This window comes from Sphingomonas fuzhouensis, assembly GCF_034659795.1.
GTDB lineage: Bacteria > Pseudomonadota > Alphaproteobacteria > Sphingomonadales > Sphingomonadaceae > Sphingomonas > Sphingomonas fuzhouensis.
Genome location: NZ_JAXSQY010000005.1, coordinates 35,833 through 54,061, shown reverse-complemented (window position 1 = coordinate 54,061; position 18,229 = coordinate 35,833). Strand labels below are relative to the sequence as shown.

At 67.5% G+C, this 18,229-nt stretch carries 15 protein-coding genes; 11 read left to right on the top strand and 4 right to left on the bottom strand.

Going from position 1 to position 18,229, the window contains the following annotated elements:
- Nucleotide 1: 1 nt before the first annotated feature.
- From U1H82_RS11830 to U1H82_RS11820, 3 genes are all read right to left on the bottom strand, one after another.
- Entirely contained in the window at nt 2-373 is a 372-nt protein-coding gene (locus U1H82_RS11830) for a reverse transcriptase-like protein (RefSeq protein WP_322965142.1), read from the bottom strand.
- On the bottom strand, nt 370-1,986 hold the full coding sequence (locus U1H82_RS11825; RefSeq protein ID WP_322965141.1) for an NAD(P)/FAD-dependent oxidoreductase: 1,617 nt from the start codon (nt 1,984-1,986) through the stop codon (nt 370-372). Before U1H82_RS11825 ends, U1H82_RS11830 begins: the two co-directional genes overlap by 4 nt.
- 66 nt (nt 1,987-2,052) lie before the next feature.
- Nucleotides 2,053-3,324, bottom strand: a complete 1,272-nt coding sequence (locus tag U1H82_RS11820) for a cyclic di-GMP phosphodiesterase (RefSeq protein ID WP_322965140.1) — start codon at nt 3,322-3,324, stop codon at nt 2,053-2,055.
- Nucleotides 3,325-3,554: 230 nt separating this feature from the next.
- Between U1H82_RS11820 and U1H82_RS11815 the strand changes: the two genes are divergently transcribed.
- From U1H82_RS11815 to U1H82_RS11790, 6 genes are read left to right on the top strand one after another with little or no spacing between them, the layout of a single operon-like run.
- Nucleotides 3,555-5,909 (top strand): TonB-dependent receptor, encoded by a 2,355-nt coding sequence (locus U1H82_RS11815; protein ID WP_322965139.1) that lies wholly within the window; start codon nt 3,555-3,557, stop codon nt 5,907-5,909.
- A gap of 18 nt (nt 5,910-5,927) precedes the next feature.
- Complete coding sequence (locus U1H82_RS11810) at nt 5,928-6,611, top strand: Fe2+-dependent dioxygenase (protein WP_322965138.1); 684 nt, start codon at nt 5,928-5,930, stop codon at nt 6,609-6,611.
- Nucleotides 6,608-7,246, top strand: coding sequence for a PepSY-associated TM helix domain-containing protein (locus U1H82_RS11805; RefSeq protein WP_322965137.1), 639 nt, complete (start codon nt 6,608-6,610; stop codon nt 7,244-7,246). Before U1H82_RS11810 ends, U1H82_RS11805 begins: the two co-directional genes overlap by 4 nt.
- 14 nt (nt 7,247-7,260) lie before the next feature.
- Nucleotides 7,261-7,743 carry a DUF2271 domain-containing protein gene (locus U1H82_RS11800; RefSeq protein ID WP_322965136.1) on the top strand — a complete coding sequence of 161 codons (483 nt, stop codon included), beginning with the start codon at nt 7,261-7,263 and terminating at the stop codon, nt 7,741-7,743.
- A 14-nt stretch (nt 7,744-7,757) separates the two neighbouring features.
- Nucleotides 7,758-8,603 (top strand): DUF4198 domain-containing protein, encoded by an 846-nt coding sequence (locus U1H82_RS11795; RefSeq protein WP_322965135.1) that lies wholly within the window; start codon nt 7,758-7,760, stop codon nt 8,601-8,603.
- A 2-nt stretch (nt 8,604-8,605) separates the two neighbouring features.
- A complete protein-coding gene (locus U1H82_RS11790) occupies nt 8,606-9,568 on the top strand; it encodes an FAD:protein FMN transferase (RefSeq protein WP_322965134.1) in 963 nt (320 codons plus the stop codon).
- Nucleotides 9,569-9,699: 131 nt separating this feature from the next.
- Here U1H82_RS11790 and U1H82_RS11785 read toward each other — a convergent pair whose 3' ends face one another.
- Entirely contained in the window at nt 9,700-11,802 is a 2,103-nt protein-coding gene (locus U1H82_RS11785; RefSeq protein ID WP_322965133.1) for a TonB-dependent siderophore receptor, read from the bottom strand.
- A gap of 178 nt (nt 11,803-11,980) precedes the next feature.
- Between U1H82_RS11785 and U1H82_RS11780 the strand changes: the two genes are divergently transcribed.
- The 5 genes from U1H82_RS11780 to U1H82_RS11760 all read left to right on the top strand — a co-directional run.
- Nucleotides 11,981-12,868 (top strand): endonuclease/exonuclease/phosphatase family protein, encoded by an 888-nt coding sequence (locus U1H82_RS11780; RefSeq protein WP_322965132.1) that lies wholly within the window; start codon nt 11,981-11,983, stop codon nt 12,866-12,868.
- A 235-nt stretch (nt 12,869-13,103) separates the two neighbouring features.
- A complete protein-coding gene (locus U1H82_RS11775; RefSeq protein ID WP_322965131.1) occupies nt 13,104-15,032 on the top strand; it encodes a sialate O-acetylesterase in 1,929 nt (642 codons plus the stop codon).
- A gap of 258 nt (nt 15,033-15,290) precedes the next feature.
- Entirely contained in the window at nt 15,291-16,586 is a 1,296-nt protein-coding gene (locus U1H82_RS11770) for a 3-methyl-2-oxobutanoate dehydrogenase (2-methylpropanoyl-transferring) subunit alpha (RefSeq protein ID WP_322965130.1), read from the top strand.
- A gap of 178 nt (nt 16,587-16,764) precedes the next feature.
- A complete protein-coding gene (locus U1H82_RS11765; RefSeq protein ID WP_322965392.1) occupies nt 16,765-17,772 on the top strand; it encodes an alpha-ketoacid dehydrogenase subunit beta in 1,008 nt (335 codons plus the stop codon).
- Nucleotide 17,773: 1 nt separating this feature from the next.
- Nucleotides 17,774-18,229 (top strand): biotin/lipoyl-containing protein (locus tag U1H82_RS11760; RefSeq protein WP_322965129.1); only part of this gene is annotated, 456 nt, incomplete at its 3' end.

Sequence of the window (18,229 nt, the reverse complement as noted above, 5' to 3'; positions counted from 1 at the left end):
CTTACAGGGGCGGGCGATTTCGGTGGACCCGGCCCAGCGCGATTCCGGCCAGGTTCTGGGTGCGCTTGATGTGACGCAGCCGGAAGCGTGCCGGGCGGGGCAGGGCGGACCACTCGGCGAAATGCCCGACATGGGCGGGCGGCACCCGCACCTTGCCGTTCGCTTGCGCGATGACCGCCGCCGCATCGCCCAGCAACAGCGCATCGGTGATCCCCGCCGCATGCGCGATCCGGGTGGCGGCGATCAGGGCCAGCCATTCCGCCGCCATGCTGGTGCCCGCTCCCACGTCGCGCGTGATATGCACGCGCCCGCCCAGCACGACCGCCCATTCCATGCCCGCCGGGCGGAGGCCGCCATCGAAAAAGACCTTCACGCGGCCGCGATGCTGTGCGCGACCGCCTCCGCCGTCTTGATGCCGTCGACCGCCGCCGACAGGATGCCGCCCGCATAGCCGGCACCTTCGCCCGCCGGGAACAGGCCGATCGTGTTGAGGCTCTGTCCGTCCTCGCCGCGCGTGAAGCGGACCGGTGAGGAGGTGCGCGTCTCGACGCCCGTCATCACCACATCCGGGTGGTCATAGCCGTCGATCTGGCGGCCGAAGACGGGAATCGCCTCGCGCATCGCCTCGACCACGAAGTCGGGCAGGCATTCGGACAGGTCGGTCGGCGTCACGCCGGGGCGATAGGAGGGGGTGACCGACCCCAGGCTGGTCGAGGGGCGCCCGGCCAGGAAGTCGCCGACCCGCTGCGCCGGGGCCTTGTAGTTCGATCCGCCCGCGACGAACGCGCGCGCTTCCCAATGGCGTTGCAGCGCCAGCCCCGCGAGCGGGTCGCCGGGATAGTCGCGCTCCGGGTCGATCGCGACGACGAAGCCCGAATTGGCGTTGCGCTCGTTGCGCGAATATTGGCTCATCCCGTTGGTCGCGACTCGGCCCTCTTCGCTGGTCGCGGCGACCACCGTGCCGCCCGGACACATGCAGAAGCTGTAGACGGTACGCCCGTTCCGGCAGTGGTGCGAGATGTGATATTCCGCCGCGCCCAGGACCGGATGCCCGGCCTGATGCCCGAAGCGGGCGCGGTCGATCCACCCTTGCGGATGCTCGATCCGCACGCCGATCGAAAAGGGCTTGGCCTCGACATGGACGCCCGCCGCCTGCAGCATCGCGAAGCTGTCGCGCGCGCTATGCCCGATGGCGAGGACGACATGATCGGCCTCCAGATAGCCGCCGCCGTTCAGGTGAAGCCCGCGCACCCGGCGCGTGCCTGCCCCGTCGGTCTCAACGTCCAGCCCGTCGACGCGGGTGGAGAAGCGATATTCGCCGCCCAGTTCCTCGATCGTCGCGCGGATGCTCTCGACCATCGTCACCAGGCGGAAGGTGCCGATATGCGGATGCGCCTCGGTCAGGATTTCGGGTGGCGCGCCCGCCTTCACGAACTCGGTCAGGACCTTGCGGTTCAGGTGGCGCGGGTCCTTGATCCGGCTGTAGAGCTTGCCGTCCGAAAAGGTGCCCGCCCCGCCTTCGCCATATTGCACGTTGGATTCGGGGTTCAGCACGCTCCGGCGCCACAGGCCCCAGGTATCCTGCGTCCGCTCGCGCACCACCTTGCCGCGCTCCAGGATGATCGGGCGGTATCCGGCCTGCGCCAGCACCAGCGCGGCGAACAGGCCGCAGGGCCCCGCGCCGATCACGACCGGGCGCCGGGTGCCGGGCGGTGGGGCGGAGGGCAGGTGATAGCGGGTGTCGGGCGTCCGCTGCACATCGCGGTCGCGGCGGAACCGCTCCAGCACGACCGCCTCATTCTTCACGTTCACATCGACCGAATAGACGAGCTGGATATTGTTCTTGTCGCGCGCGTCATGCCCGCGCCGGGCCACGACGAAGCGGACCAGCTCGCGCGGCGTCACGCGCAATCGGCGGCAGATGGCGGCGGGCAGGGCCTCGTCCGCATGGTGGAGAGGCAGTTTCAGTTCACTGAGGCGGATCATCCCCGCGCCATACAGATTTGCACGCCGTCCCGCCATGGCGGCGTCGGGCGATGTGCCGCGCCGATCCTATCGCCCGCCCGCCGCCCGTTGCGGCGAAATCATGGAATCGTCGAGATGGGCCAGGATTTCGGCGCGCAGCGTCGGCCAGCGGTCGCCGAACCAGTAATCGCCGCGCTCCGCCCGGATGATCGGGTCGTTGGCGGTGGCGACGTCTTCGATCCTGATGGGCGACTGGTCTGGGATGTGAAAGAAGGTGCGGACGATCGGTGTGGTCGGGTTCGCCCCTTCGCGCACCACGATGCCCAGCCGGTTGGACTGAAGCCGGACCAGCGCGGCGAAGGGCTGGATGAACAGGGTGGCGATGAAGGCACGCACCATGTCGGGATCGAAATGGCCCTCCCATTCCTGCATCTGGGCCAGCGCCTCGTGCGGCGACCAGGCGCGCTTATAGGGGCGGATCGAGGTGAGCGCGTCATAGACGTCGCAGACCGACGAGATACGGACGAACTGGCTGATCTCGTCGCCCTTCAGTCCGTCGGGATAGCCCGCACCGTCCATCCGTTCGTGATGGTGTCGGCACACGTCGAGGATACGCGGGTCGAGATCGGCCATGCCCGCCAGGATGTCGTGGCCCAGGCCGGGATGCCGCCGGATGATCTGCATCTCCTCGGCCGTCAGGCGGCCGGGCTTGTTGAGGATGGCGACGGGAATGTGCAGCTTGCCGATATCATGCAGCAGTCCGGCCATCCCCGCGACATGGACGGCCTCCTCGCTCAGGCCCAGTTGCCGGGCCAGGCTCATCATCAGGGTGCAGACCGCGACGGAGTGGATATAGATATACTGGTCCTGCTCCTTCAGCCGCGTGACGGCGATCATTGCCGCGGCGCTCTTGGCGATGGCCTCCTTGATCGTCTCGACGATCGGCAGCAGGTCGCTGGTCTGGATGGAGCGGCCGAGCCGTACCTCGCCGAACAGCTGTTCGATGGCGGCGGCGGCGTGCGCCGAAACGACGCCGGCCCGTTCCAGCTCGGTCAGCGGCTTGGCGCGGCGCGGGCGGAGCGGGGTGACGGCAGGCTCGGTAACGACCGGCTCCGGAGCCACGTCGACGGGCGTGGTCGCGCCGATCAGCGTCAGTCCGCGCCCCTTGGTCAGATCGATCGTGACTGCAGGCACCGACTCGCGAATCTTGGCGACATCATCGCGCGTCGTGACCAGGAAGGATTTCGACCAAAATGGGTTCTGAAGCCATGGGCAGTGCACGGCATGAACGTACATGCCCAATTCGACCTGATCGCCGCGGATTCTGATGTATCGATTCGTGCCCGAATGGTCTTCCATTCCTGAAAAATAACGCATGTGTCTTAAAAATTTGGTTTCCTTCGGGCCCGTGCCCCGATCGTTAACAAATTCCGACCGCCATCACTGTCCGTTTTCGGCAGATTGGCGGGGGGCCGCGATCCACAGAACCGCGCTCCATCCTGTCGACGTTAGATTTTGATAATAGTTATCAGTTACATTGACAGTGCGAATGTTTCGCAATAGCGACCCTCTCAAAGAGGGAAATCATCATGTCACATTCGTTCATCGCCTTGTCGTGCGTCGGCTTTCTGGCGACCGCGCCGCATGTCGCGGCGGCAGAGACGACCCCGCCCGCACGGGCGCAGGACTCGACCGGCCAGCGCGATGTGGTCGTCACCGGCCAGCGTGCTGCCGGTGCCGCGATCCTGGAAAGCCCCAAGGCGACCGCCGCGCTGCTCGACACGCCGCAGACGATCACCGTGGTCAGCGAACAGACCATCCGGAAACAGAATCTCCAGACGCTGCGCGACGTGCTCCAGACGCTGCCGGGCATCACCTTCGGCGCGGGCGAGGGCGGTGGTGGCTATGGCGACTCGATCAACCTGCGCGGCTATTCGGCCAGCAACGACATCACCATCGACGGCGTTCGCGACAGCGCGCAGTACAGCCGCACCGACCCGTTCAACCTGCAACAGGTCGAGGTCTATAACGGCGCGAACAGCGTCTTCAACGGATCGGGATCGGTCGGCGGCACGATCAACCTCGTCTCCAAGGTGCCGACGCCCGAGACGCTGACCATCATGCAGGGCTCGGTCGGCACCGACAATTATTATCGCGGCGCGATCGACAGCAATGTCCGCGTGTCGGACCTGGTCGCGGTACGCCTGAACGGCGCCTATCATCACAACGACGTGCCCGGCCGCGATGTCGAGAAGATGCAGCGCTGGGGCATCGCGCCCTCGGTCACCATCGGTATCGACGGGCCGACCAGCCTGACGCTGGCCTATGTCCATCAGGAGGACCGCAACACGCCGGTCTATGGCATTCCCTGGTTCGACAACGGGTTGGTCGACGGCTTCGTGCCGGGGGCCAAGCGCAGCAGCTATTTCGGGATCGCCAATCTCGACCGGCAGGACGTCACGGTTGACCGCTTCACCGCGACCTTCCGCCACCAGATCGACGAGCATATGAGCGTGCGCAACCTGACCCGCTGGCAACAGGTCACGCAATATAGCGTCACCTCCGCGCCGCAGGGGACCTTCTGCCTCGCCACGACCAACCGCCAGCCGGTGACGGCGACGCCGGGCGCAACCATCGGTGCGGCCTGTCCCGCCAATCTCCAGCCGGGCTTCTACCTCCCCTCCGGCCCGCGCGGGCTGGTGCGCGATCAGCAGAACCAGATGCTGGTCGACCAGATCGACCTGCGCCATGAAACAGGCGCGAAGGGCGGTTTCCACAATGTCCTGAACATCGGCATGTCGGGCGCAATTGAGAATTACCGGATCACGCAGGGCTCCCTGCTGCGCAATGCCGATGGCAGCGTGGTGGCGCAGCCCGCGATCGAGATCGCCAATCCGAACACCAACTATACCGGTCCGATCAACTTCACGACCACCGCCCAGTCGCGCAGCGAGACGCGCAACCTGGCGGTCTATGCCTTCGACACGCTGGCGCTGAACCGCTTCTTCGAGCTGAACGGCGGCGTGCGCTGGGAATATCAGGAGGCGAATTTCCGTGCCCTGCCGCTGACGGCGGCCAATGCGGGGCAACTCGCCTATCTGCCGCAGATCAGCCGGGAGAAGCTCTTCTCCTGGCGGGCGGGCGCGGTGTTCCACCCGGTCGAGAATGTCAGCGTCTATGCCGGGTACGGCAATGCGAAGACGCCGTCCTCAACGACTGTCCGGCTGGGCTGCGGCGTGCCGTCGACGCCGACCGCTGCGAACCCCTGTGCCGTGGCCCCCGAAACCGCCAAGAATTACGAGGCTGGCGTGAAGGCCGGGCTGTTCGGCCGCCGCCTGGAACTGACCGCCGCGGTCTTCCGCAACGAGCGGACCAATTACCGCGTACCCTCCAACGATCCGGCGCTGCCGGTCGGTTTGCAGGTGCTGGACGGGCGCAGCCGGGTCGACGGCATCGCGCTGGGCGCGTCGGGATCGATCACCCCGGCCTGGACGATCTTCGCCAACTATACCTATCTCGACGGCAAGGTGCTGCAGAGCATCTCCAACCGCGACAAGGCGGCGGGCGTGCTCGATCCGCAGGCGGGCGCGCAACTGATCCAGACGCCCGAGCATTCGGGCAGCCTGTTCACCACCTACAAGCTGCCCTTCGGCCTGGAGGTCGGGTACGGCCTGACCTATCAGGGATCGTTCGCGACCAATTTCCCGGTCGCGGGCAACCGGGCGCAATTCTATGTCCCCGATTATCTGATCCACCGCGCCTTCCTGGCCTATACCATCGCCCAGCGTTGGACCGCGCAGCTCAACGTCCAGAACTTCACCGACGAGAAGTACGTGACGGGCGTGCGCAACAACATCAACGCGACGACGGGCAACATCACCGGCGGTTGGGCGGTCCCCGGCGACCGGCGGCAGGCGACGCTGAGCCTGTTCTACAACTTCTGACCGGACTAGCCTGCGTCCATGCTGATCGTCCTTCCCGATATCCTCGACCCCGCCGGGGTCGCCCAGGTCCGCCGCGTCATCGACGGCGGGCCCTGGGCGGACGGCAACGCCACCTCCGGCCCGCAGGCAGCGCTCGCCAAGCGCAACGCGCAACTGCCGGAGGATTCCGGCGCGGCGGTCGAGGCGGGACGGATGGTCCTCGACGCGCTGGGCCGCTCGCCGCTGTTCGTGGCAGCGGCCCTGCCGCTGAAAGTCTATCCGCCGCTGTTCAACCGTTATGCGGGCGGCCAGGCGTTCGACGTCCATGTCGACAATGCCGTGCGGCTGAAGCGGGGCAGCGATTTCCGGATGCGCTCCGACCTGTCGCTGACCCTCTTCCTCGAAGAGCCGGACGCCTATGACGGCGGCGAACTGGTGGTCGAGGATCTGTACGGCGAGCAGCGGGTGAAGCTGTCCGCCGGAAGCGCGGTCCTCTATCCCGCCTCCAGCCTCCACCGGGTCGAACCGGTCACGCGGGGCACGCGCCTGGCCTCCTTCCTGTGGATTCAGTCGATGGTTCGCGACGATGGCGAGCGGCGCATCCTGTTCGACCTCGACCGCGCGGTCCAGCGGGTGGGCGCGGACAAGGGGCAGGGGGATCGCTCGGTGGTCGAGCTGACCGGCGTGTACCACAATCTGCTGCGCCGCTGGGCCGACGCGTGAGCGCGGCCGCTATCCCCAAACCGAAAAAGCGAAAATGGCGCGGCTGGTGGCTGAAGCAGTTGCACACATGGCACTGGATCAGCGCGGCGGTGTCACTGGTCGGCATGATGCTGTTCGCGATCACCGGCCTGACGCTGAATCACGCGGCCAGCATCTCGGCCAGCCCGACGACCGTGCAGAAAAGCGGGCTGCTCGCCCCTGGCCTGCTGCCGTTGCTGGCGAAGCCCAAGGCCAATGATGCACCGCTGCCGCCGCGTGTGGCGGAGGCGGTGACGCGTGCGGTCGACCTGAACCCTGCCGGGCGCCCCGGCGAATGGTCCGATGGCGAAGTCTATGTTGCCATGCCGCGTCCCGGCGGCGATGCCTGGGTCAGCATCGACCGGACGAGCGGCGCGATCACCGCCGAGCGGACCGATCGCGGCTGGGTCTCGTACCTCAACGACCTGCACAAGGGGCGCAATGCGGGTGCCGCCTGGTTCTGGTTCATCGACGCCTTTGCGGTCGCCTGCATCGTCTTCACCCTGACCGGGCTGCTGCTGCTCCAGATGCATGCGCGGCACCGTCCCTCGACCTGGCCGCTGGTGGCGGCGGGGTTCCTGCTTCCGGCGGCGATCGCCGTCTTCTTCCTGCACTGATGGAGAATCTCGCGATGCGATCGACCGCTGTTTTCGCGCTGGGCGTGGTGGCATGGCCGGGGGCGGCGAGCGCCGCGACGGTGAACGTCACCATCCCCCGGCTGAACGTCGCCGAATATCACAAACCCTATGTCGCGGTCTGGCTGGAGCCCGCGACCGGCGGCCCGGCGCGCACGCTCGCCATCTGGTACGACGTCAAGAAGACCGGCGGCGAGCCGGGCACCAAATGGCTGGCCGACCTGCGCGCCTGGTGGCGGAAAGGCGGGCGGAGCATGGCGATGCCCGCCAGCGGCATCAGCGGCGCGACCCGCGCGCCCGGCACCCATGCCGTGCCCCTGCCCGCCGACCTGAAGCCCGGCCAATATGTCCTGAACGTCGAGGCCGCGCGCGAAACCGGCGGGCGCGAGCTGGTGCAGGTGCCGCTGACCGTGCCGAACCCGAACGGGCGGGCGAGCGGCAGCCATGAACTCGGCGCCGTGACTGTTTCGGCGCGCTGACAGGGAGGATCATCATGAAGAGGCATCGCCTGAAACTGTTCGCCGCCGCCACGTTGCTGGCCATACCCGGTCTCGCCTCGGCGCATCGCATGTGGCTGCTGCCATCAGGCACGATCTTTTCGGGGACCGATAGCTGGGTGACGGTAGACAGCGCGGTGTCCAACGACCTGTTCTATGCCGACCACCAGCCCGGCCGGATCGAGTGGGTGAAGGTCTGGCAGCCCGACGGCACGCCGGGGCGCATCCAGAACGGCTCGACCGGGCGCTATCGCTCGGTGTTCGACGTGCAGCTCGACAAGCCCGGCACCTGGAAGATCGCCAATGAGATTTCCAGCATCATCGGCAGCTTCAAGGTCGACGGCGTCGAGAAGCGCGTCGGTGGACGCGGCGGGCCGCCGGGCCCGAACGGCGTGCGCCAGCCGCCGCTGACCGTCGCCGACATCCCCGCAGGCGCGACCGACGTGGCGTTGACCGAGGCGACCGCGCGCAACGAAATCTTCGTGACCGCAGGCGCGCCGACCCGCACCGTCCTGAAACCCACGGGCAAGGGGCTGGAACTCGACCCCATCACCCATCCGGACGAGCTGGTCGCGGGCGAGACGGCGAAGCTCCGCTTCCTGGTCGACGGCAAGCTCGCGCCCAATCTGAAGGTGACGATCGTCCCCGGCGGCAAGCGCTATCGCGATGCCGAGGGCGCCAAGGAGGTGACGACCGACGCGCAAGGGGTACTAAGCTATGCTTGGCCCGCAGCGGGCATGTATTGGCTGAACGCGACGCTGACCGACGACAAGCCGACCGCACCGCGCACCACCCAGCGGCGGATGAGCTACACCACCACGCTGGAAGTGATGACGCCGTAAGCATGCGCATCGTCCTGCCGCCCCGGATCGATCCGAACGCCGTGGCGCGCGGTGATCCGGCGGCGGTCGTCACGCTGGGCGGCGAGACGATGGGGACGATGTGGCGGCTGCTCTATGCCACCCGCGACGTGCCCGGCGCGCAGGACGTGGGCGAAGCGGTGCAGGCGCGGCTGGACGATCTGGTCGCGCAGATGAGCCATTGGGTGCCGGACTCGGTGCTGTCGCGCTTCAACCGTTCGGCGGCGGGCAACTGGAGTATGCTGCCGCCCGACTTTGCGCGGGTGATCGACACCGGCTTGCGCATCGCGGCATTGAGTGACGGTGCGTTCGATCCGGCGATCGGGCATCTGGTCGATCTCTGGGGGCATGGGCCGAAGGGGCCGCAACCGGTGCCCGATGCGGTCGCGATCGACCGTGCCCGCGCGGCTGGTGGCTGGCGACGCCTGCGCTGGGATGCGAAGGGCGGGCGACTGTGGCAGGCGGGCGGCGTCGCGCTCGACCTGTCGGGTATCGCCAAGGGCTATGCCGCCGATATGGTCGCCGACGAACTGGCGGCGCGCGGCTTTCGCCATTGCCTGGTCGAGGTGGGCGGCGAACTGGTGGGGCGGGGGACACGGCCCGATGGCGATCCCTGGTGGGTCGATCTCGAAACCCCGCCGGGTGTCACCCTGCCGCCGATGCGCGTCGCGCTGCACCAGATGGCGGTGGCGGGCAGCGGCACCTATCGCAAGGGCGAACATGGCCTCGACCCGCGCACCGGCCGTCCGCCGACGAACGGCGTGATCGGCGTCCATGTGATCGCCGACACCGCGATGCTGGCCGATGCGCTGGCCACGGCGGTCGCGGTGCTGTTTCCCGACCTGTCCGCACTCGCGCCGCTGCGCGTGGCGGCCCGTATCCTGGTCCGGCGGGGTGACGCGGTGGAGGAAGTCCTGACCGAACCGCTCCGGGCAATGCTTGGCTGACTTTCCTCCCCCTGTAAGGGGAGGGGGGCCAGCGAAGCTGGTGGAGGGGTGTCACCCTATCAAGAGCGGGACACCCCTCCGTCAGGCCTTCGGCCTGCCACCTCCCCTTGCAGGGGAGGAATAAAGACCGATCAGAACCGTCCCCGCAGCGTTACCCGGACATTGCGCGGCGCGCCGGGCATCGTCCACACATCGGCATAGCTGCTCGAAATATAATAGACGTCGAACAGATTCTCGAGGTCGAGCCGCACGTCGAAGCGCGGATTGACCGCCCAGGTCGCGTCCGCCCGCACGATCGTATAGGCGGGCAGGCGATAGCCGGTGGCATAGGGATCGCCGTTGCGCGCGCCGACATGGGTCACGCCGCCGCCGATCGTCACATCGCCCAGCCGCTGATGCAGGTCCAGCGCGGCGAGATGCTTGGGGACGTTGGACAGCATCGTGCCGATCAGCGCGGCATTCTTGTCGTTGCGCACCGTTGCGTCGGTATAGGTATAGGTCGCGGTGCCGGTCAGCCCGCTGGTCAGGCGCCAGTCGGCGACCGTCTCCACCCCGCGCGACCGTTGCCGCCCGATCTGCGTCTTGACGAACGGATCGGTGGCATTGGGGTTCAGCACGTTGCGCTTGGTCATGGTGAACAGCGCGGTCTGGCCGGTCAGCGCGCCGCCGAAGAGCGTGTATTTCGCCCCGACCTCGGTCGAATCGCTACGCTCGGCATCGAAGCTGCTGATCCCGTCCGAGGGGTTGAGCCGCAACGACTGGCCCCAGCTGGTGAAGAGCGAGAATTGCGGGCTTGCCGCCCAGGTCAGCGCGGCGCGCGGGGTGATGCCGCGATCGACCGTGTTCAGCACCAGATTGCCGCGCAGATAATTCACCATCGTCTCGCGGAAGCTGTTCCAGCGTGCGCCGATCAGCGCGGTGACGTCGCCGAAGCGGATCAGGTCCTGCGCATAGATGCTCTCGCTGCGGAAGGAATGATGCCGGTCCTGAAAGGGCGTAGGGGTGGGCAAAGGCTGGCCATAGACGGGGTTGAAGGCGTCGATGGTCAGGATCGGCGCCCCCGGCCGCCCGCGCGCCTGGTCCATGCGGAAGTCCAGGCCGTGCCGCACCCGGTCGACGCCGACGCGAATGTCGTGCGACAGGCCCAGCCAGTCGGCCTTGGCGGTCAGCTCGACGCGCGCGGTCAGGTCCTGCCAGCGGAAGTCGTGGAAACGGCGCGATCGGCCGATCGTCCGCCCATCGGCCTGCACCCCGCGCGCGCCGAAATCGACCTGGGTCGCATAGCCGGTCAGGAAGCCGTCGCGGCTCGACAGGCCCGCCTCCAGCGAGACACGGTCGGACAGCGCGGCAAAGACGCTGCCCTGCTGCCACAGCATCCGCTGCGTCATCCGCCCGTCGGCGGGCTCACCGAGAAAGGTGTCGCGGTCCATGGCGCGGGGATTGCCCTTGATCGCGGCGACGCCCCGGTCGATCGGCGCGCGGTTGCGCATGAACTCGGCCTGGTAGAGGAACCGCAAATCCTGAGTCGGGGTGAAGGACAGCGACGGCGCGAGGAGCAGCCGGTCGGTGTGGACATAGCGGCGGAAGCTGTCGCCTTCCTCGCTGACGCCGATCAGCCGGGCCGACAGGGTGCTCGACACCGGTCCGCTGATATCGCCGGTCGCCCGCACCCGGTTCCAGCTGCCATAGCTCAGCGACACCTCGCCCTGCGGCGTGGCGGTCGGTTGCTTGGTGACGATGTTGAGCGATCCCCCCGGCTCGCCCAGCCCCGACAGCGCGGCGGCGGCGCCCTTCAGAAACTCGAACCGCTCGACCGTGGCGACGTCGACGGGCGCGTTGAAGCCGAGATTGCTGTTGAACCGGTTGATGAGGATGTCGGGGCCGCTATTCTCGTTCCCCGCAAAGCCGCGGATCGAATATTTGTCCCACAGTCCGCCAAAGTCGTTCTGCCGCGCGACGCCGCCTGCCAGATCGATCATATCGTCCAGCCGCGTCGCACCGACCCGGTCGATCAGCGCGCGGTCGATGACGCGCAGCGATTGCGGATAGCGATTGGGGCGCGTGTCGGTGCCGGTGATGCTGGCATTGGCATCGCGCAGGCCGGTGACGACGACCTCTTTCTGATCCTCGGCGCTGCCCCCCTCGACCGGCGCGGCCAGTGTCTGGGCCGCCGCCGCCTGGCCCATCGCCACCCCGCTCAGCAGCAGGATGCGCCACATTGCCTTCGTTATCATTTCGAGCCCCCAATCGATTTCGGCGTGCCAAATATCGATAATGATAATAACTCGCAATCAATAATTGGATCGATTTTGGTCCGCCCTCTTGTCACGCGACTGCCATGCTGGGCGGCCATGGGCGCGGGGCGGCGGGATGCCGTGGGCTTGGGTGGTAAGGATGCAAGGAATGGCGGCGATGCGGCGATCGATACGAACCCTGGTGGTGCTGGCGGCGGGCCTGCTCGCTGCGACCGGGGCGGTGGCCGAGCCGCTGAAGGTGATGACCTTCAACGTCCGCTATGCCTCGGACGACGGGGCGGAGCGCTGGGCGGTGCGGCGGCCGGTGATGGTCGAACTGATCCGCCGCGCCGCGCCCGATGTGATCGGGACGCAGGAACTGCTCCAGCGCCAGGGTGACGATATCGTCCGCGCACTGCCCGGCTATCGCTGGTTCGGGCGCGACCGGCGGGGCGGGCATGGCGACGAGCATATGGGCATCTTCTACCGCCCCGACCGGCTCGCCCTGCTCGATCATGGCGATTTCTGGCTGTCCGACACGCCCGATATCGTCGGCAGCCAAAGCTGGGGCACCGACCTGCCGCGCATGGCGAACTGGGCGGTGTTCGAGACGAAGGAGGCCAGGCCGCATCGTTTCCTGTTCGTCGACACGCATCTGGCCCACCGCGACGAGGATGCGGAGGCGCGGGACAAGGCGGCCAGGCTGATGCTGTCGCGGCTGCCTATGCTGGCCAAGGGGCTGCCCGTGGTGCTGGCGGGCGACATGAACGCCCGGCCCGACACGGCGGCCTATCGGACCTTTGCCGACGCGCTGACCGATGCCCGGATCAGCGCGGCGCGGCGCGCGGGTCCGGAGATGACCTTCCACGACTTCACCGGCACGCCCGACCGGCGGATCGACTATCTGTTCCTGAAGGGCATGACGGCGGATAGCGTCACCACCGACACCTACCACCGGGGCAAGACCTATCCGTCGGATCACTTCCCGGTCGAGGCGGTTTTGTCGTTCGGGGATGAGGTTTCCCACTCCTCCCCTGCAAGGGGAGGTGGCAGGGCGAAGCCCTGACGGAGGGGTGTCACCCTATCGAGAGCAAGACACCCCTCCGGCGCGCTGCGCGTGCCACCTCCCCTTGCAGGGGAGGAATAACGAGAAAGCCGTTTCCCGATAGCGTTATCATTTGGCCTCTCATATGATTGCCCGCACAGGCTTTGGGTGCGTGAAATCATGAGCGTGCCGGGCGTAGGAGAGGGACGACATGCGAATGGGGCATTCACGGTCCGGCGCCAGACGGCGCTTGGGTTTGGCGTTGCTGCTGGGCACGGCGGCGGCATGGCCCGCCATGGCGCAGGCGCGGCCGCGCATCCTGACCCCGATGAGCGCGCATGCCGTCCTTCAGCGTGACCGCCCGATCATCGTTGAAGGCTCGGCCGAGGCGGGCGAGGGCGTCACCGTGACGCTGGGCAGCGGTAGCGCCACCGCGACCGCCGATGGTCAAGGGCATTGGCGCGCGACGTTGCCCGCCATGGCCGCCACCGCGACCCCGCTGACCCTGACCGCGACGGGCAAGGGCGGCACGGCGGACACGATGGACGACCTGCTGGTCGGCGATGTCTGGCTGTGTTCGGGCCAATCCAACATGGAATATCCGACCAAGCAGGCGCTGAACGGCGAGATGCTGGTCAAGGGGGCGGCCAATGACCGCATCCGCCTGCTCGATGTGGCGCATCATGTCGGGCTGTCCGCCGACGAGCCGCTGGAGAAGCGCCCGGTCTGGGCCGCTGCCGCACCCGCCAGCGTCGCCGACTTTTCCGCCGCCTGCTATCTGATGGTCAAGGACCTCGCGGCCAAGGCGAACGTGCCGATGGGCGCGATCGATTCGAGCTGGGGCGGGACCAAGATTCTGCCGTGGATCGCCGGGACCGATGCGCGCAAGCTGCCGGGCCTGTCGGCCGATGCCGACCTGCTGGCGCTCTATGCGCGCGACCATGCGGCGGGGCTGCGCGCGTTCGGGGATCGCTGGGGCGAGTGGTGGCGCAAGGCGAGCGGGACGAAACGCGGGCAGGAGTCGTGGAACGCGCCCGATCGCCTGACATGGTCTCCGGTGCCCAAGTTCAGCCCCTGGGAGGAATGGGGCGTGCCTGCGCTGGCCGACTATAACGGGCTGGTGTGGTTCCGACAGAGCTTCGACCTCCCGACCGCCCCGACCGGCGACGGGGTGATCGAGCTGGCGGGGATCGACGAGTTGGATACCGTCTGGGTCAACGGCGTGGTCGTCGGCGCGACCTTCGGCTGGGGCGACTGGCGACGCTATACCGTGCCGCGCTCGGCGCTGAAGAAGGGGCGCAACGAGATCGTTATCGGTCTGGGCGACACCTATGGCCCGGGGGGGATGTTCGGGCCCGGCGACAAGATTCAGTTCACCCCCGCCGGTGGTGCACCGATCCCGCTCGGCACCGGCTGGCGCTACTCGGTCTACAAGCGCGACGACCAGAGCTATCCGCGCAGCCCCTGGGAAAGCCATGCCGGGCTGGGCACGCTCTATAACGGGATGATCGCGCCGCTGGGGCCGATCGGGCTGAAGGGCGTCGCCTGGTATCAGGGCGAGTCCGATGTTGGCCGCGCCGATTATAGCGATCGGCTGGCGGCGCTGATGACCGGCTGGCGGCGGCAGTTTCAGAACCCGGACCTGCCCTTCCTGATCGTCCAGCTCGCCGATTTCGGATCGCCGCCGGTCAAGATCGAAAACAGCGCCTGGGCGGCCTTGCGCGAGACGCAGCGTCTGGCGGCGCTGCGCGATCCCCATGCCGCACTGGCGGCGACGATCGATATCGGCGTGCGCAACGATATCCATCCCGCCGACAAGAACGAACTGGCCAAGCGGCTGGTCTTCGCCGAACAGCATCTGATGGCGGGCGACCGCGCCAATGCCTCCGGGCCGATGATCGCCTCGGCGACCCGTGCGGGCGGTGAGGTGGTGCTGCGCTTCAACGGCGTGCAGGGCGCGCTTCATGCGTGGAGCGCGGCGGCGCCGATCGGGTTCGAGCTGTGTGATGCATCGGCGTGCCGCTATGCCGAGGCGACGGTGAACGGCTCGGACGTGCGATTGGCGGGGGCGAAGCCCGGCGATATCCGCGTCCGCTATGCCTGGGCCGATGCGCCAGTGGTCAATTTCTATGACGAAGCCCCGCATCCGGTCGTGCCGTTCGAGATGGCGATTACGGGGAACTGATCCAAAATTCTTCCCCTGCAAGGGGAGGTGTCAGGCCGTCAGGCCTGACGGAGGGGTGTCCCGCTCTCGATAGGGTGACACCCCTCCACCAGCTTCGCTGGTCCCCCTCCCCTTACAGGGGAGGAAAGCGGGAAAAACGCCGCCACGCGACGCGTTACGCTGGACGAAGCGCCGCAAAAGGCGCTTGAAATAAAATGTCAGTCGGTTGAAAGATAGCAACGACCCGAGCAGACTCGGGCGAAGCGTTGAGGAGAGAGCATGGCCGTGCCGCCCGAAGGCTATTCGCGCGCCAATCTGGCCCCGTTGCAGCTGCATGTCCCTGAGCCGAAATTCCGGCCGGGCGATGCGGTCGACTTTGCCGGGGTGGAGGTCCCGCCCGCCGGTGCCCAGCGCCGCCCGGACACCGCCGCGCCTGCCGACAGCTTTCATGAACTTGCCTATACGCTGGTCCGCGTGCTGGATGACGAGGGCCGCGCGGTCGGTCCCTGGGACCCCAAGCTCTCGCCCGATCGCCTCCGCCGGATGCTACGCCATATGGTGCTGCTCCGCGCGTTCGACGAGCGGATGTTCCGCGCGCAGCGCCAGGGCAAGACCAGCTTCTATATGAAGGCACTGGGCGAGGAGGCGGTTGCGGTCGCCGCCGCCCATGCGCTGGACTACGAGGACATGTGCTTTCCCTCCTACCGCCAGCAGGGGCTGCTCATCGCGCGCGACTGGTCGCTGGTCGACATGATGAACCAGATCTATTCCAACAGCGCGGATCGGCTGGGCGGCAAGCAACTGCCCATCATGTATTCCGCCAAGGAAGCAGGGTTCTTCTCGATCTCGGGCAATCTGACGACGCAATATCCGCAAGCCGTGGGCTGGGCGATGGCCTCGGCCGCCAAGGGCGATACCCGCATTGCCGCCGTATGGTGTGGCGAGGGCTCGACGGCGGAGGGCGACTTCCACTCGGCCTGCACCTTCGCCGCTGTCTATCGCGCCCCGGTCGTCATGAACGTCGTCAACAACCAGTGGGCAATCTCCAGCTTTTCGGGCTTCGCGGGGGCGGAGGCGACGACCTTTGCGGCGCGCGCGATCGGCTATGGCATTGCGGGCCTTCGGGTCGACGGCAATGACGCGCTGGCGGTCTATGCCGCTACCTTATGGGCCGCCGAGCGGGCGCGGACCAATCAGGGCGCGACGCTGATCGAGCATTTCACCTATCGCACCGAAGGCCATTCGACCTCCGACGATCCGACGCAGTACCGCTCGGCGGGCGAGCCGACCGCTTGGCCGCTGGGCGACCCGATCCGGCGGTTGAAGGATCACCTGATCGCACTCGGCGAATGGGACGAGGAGCGCCACGCGACCCAGGACCGCGAGGTCGCCGAGGAGGTCCGCGCCGCGCAGAAGGCGGCCGAGGCGAACGGTATTCTCGGTCACGGTCTGCACCAGCCGCTCGACAGCCTGTTCGACGGCGTGTTCGAGGAGATGCCCTGGCATTTGCGCGAGCAGCGCCAGCAGATGCTCGACGAGGAAGAAGCGAGCGGACGGCCATGGGCGCGGAAGTGACCCCCTTTCGGCACCACCCCGGCGAAGGCCGGGGTCCAGTCGCCGCGTCCTCGCGACCGCAGGGCATCGCGTGCCTCCTTTCGTCTCGTAACTGGGCCCCGGCCTGCGCCGGGGTGGAAGATCATCAATGAGCGATCTGATCACCGAAACCGCGCCCGAAACGGGCGAAACCACCCGCATGAACATGATCCAAGCGATCAACTCCGCCATGGACGTGATGATGGCGCGCGACCCGGACGTGGTCGTGATGGGCGAGGATGTCGGCTATTTCGGCGGCGTCTTCCGCGCGACGGCGGGCTTGCAGAAGAAATACGGCAAGACCCGCGTCTTCGACACGCCGATCACCGAATGTGGCATTATCGGCGTCGCGGTCGGCATGGGCGCATACGGCCTGCGTCCGGTGCCGGAGATCCAGTTCGCTGACTATATCTACCCCGCGCTCGACCAGCTGGTCAGCGAGGCGGCACGGTTGCGCTATCGCTCGGCGGGGGAGTTCACCGCGCCGATCACCGTGCGCTCGCCCTTCGGCGGCGGCATTTTCGGCGGGCAGACGCACAGCCAGAGCCCTGAGGGCATCTTCACCCATGTCTCCGGCATCAAGACGGTGATCCCGGCGACGCCGTACGACGCCAAGGGCCTGCTGATCGCGGCGATCGAGGACAATGACCCCGTCCTCTTTTTCGAGCCCAAGCGCATCTATAACGGCCCGTTCAATGGCCATTGGGATCGCCCGGCGGAGAATTGGTCCAAGCATCCCGGCGGCGCGGTGCCGACCGGCTATTACCGCATACCCCTGGGCAAGGCGGCGACGGTGCGCGCGGGCGAGGCGGTGACGATCCTCTGCTACGGCACGATGGTCCATGTCTGCGCCGCGGTGGTTGCCGATATGGGCGTGGATGCCGAAATCCTCGACCTGCGCACCCTGATCCCGCTCGACATCGAGGCGATCGAGGCGTCGGTCAAAAAGACCGGCCGCTGCATGATCGTGCACGAGGCGACACGCACCGCGGGTTTCGGTGCGGAGCTGTCCGCGCTGGTCCAGGAACGCTGCTTCTATCACCTCGAAGCGCCGATCGCGCGCGTGACCGGCTTCGACACGCCCTATCCGCACAGCCTGGAATGGGCCTATTTCCCCGGCCCGGTCCGCATCGGCCAGGCGCTCAAGAACTTGCTGAAGGACGCCTGACATGGCTCGTTTCACCTTCCGCCTGCCCGATATCGGCGAAGGCATTTCCGAGGCCGAGATCGTCGCCTGGCACGTGAAACTCGGCGACCGGGTCGAGGAGGACCAGTCGGTCGCCGACATGATGACCGACAAGGCGACCGTCGAGATGGAGTCGCCCGTGTCCGGCACGGTGGTCGAACTGGCGGGTGAGGTCGGCGACCAGGTGCCGATCGGATCGGCGCTGATGGTGATCGAGACCGATGCGGCGGAGGCATCCCCGGCGACGCAAGAGGCGGTGCTCGAAGCCGAAAATCCCGGCGTCGAGGAAGTATCCACTCCCTCTCCCCCCCGGGGAGAGGGTCGGGGTGAGGGGGCGCCGCAAGCGACTCCGCCAGCCGAATCGCCCGTGGCGGGGGGGCCCCCCCCCCCCCCCCCCCCGGGGGGGGGGGGGGGGGCGGCGGGGGGGGGGGCGGCCGCC

Coding starts and splice junctions, on each gene's coding strand:
- U1H82_RS11825 (WP_322965141.1), bottom strand. CDS start 1,986: ATGATCCGCCTCAGTGAACTGAAACTGCCTCTCCACCATGCGGACGAG.
- U1H82_RS11820 (WP_322965140.1), bottom strand. CDS start 3,324: ATGGAAGACCATTCGGGCACGAATCGATACATCAGAATCCGCGGCGAT.
- U1H82_RS11815 (WP_322965139.1), top strand. CDS start 3,555: ATGTCACATTCGTTCATCGCCTTGTCGTGCGTCGGCTTTCTGGCGACC.
- U1H82_RS11810 (WP_322965138.1), top strand. CDS start 5,928: ATGCTGATCGTCCTTCCCGATATCCTCGACCCCGCCGGGGTCGCCCAG.
- U1H82_RS11800 (WP_322965136.1), top strand. CDS start 7,261: ATGCGATCGACCGCTGTTTTCGCGCTGGGCGTGGTGGCATGGCCGGGG.
- U1H82_RS11795 (WP_322965135.1), top strand. CDS start 7,758: ATGAAGAGGCATCGCCTGAAACTGTTCGCCGCCGCCACGTTGCTGGCC.
- U1H82_RS11790 (WP_322965134.1), top strand. CDS start 8,606: ATGCGCATCGTCCTGCCGCCCCGGATCGATCCGAACGCCGTGGCGCGC.
- U1H82_RS11785 (WP_322965133.1), bottom strand. CDS start 11,802: ATGATAACGAAGGCAATGTGGCGCATCCTGCTGCTGAGCGGGGTGGCG.
- U1H82_RS11780 (WP_322965132.1), top strand. CDS start 11,981: ATGCGGCGATCGATACGAACCCTGGTGGTGCTGGCGGCGGGCCTGCTC.
- U1H82_RS11770 (WP_322965130.1), top strand. CDS start 15,291: ATGGCCGTGCCGCCCGAAGGCTATTCGCGCGCCAATCTGGCCCCGTTG.
- U1H82_RS11765 (WP_322965392.1), top strand. CDS start 16,765: ATGAACATGATCCAAGCGATCAACTCCGCCATGGACGTGATGATGGCG.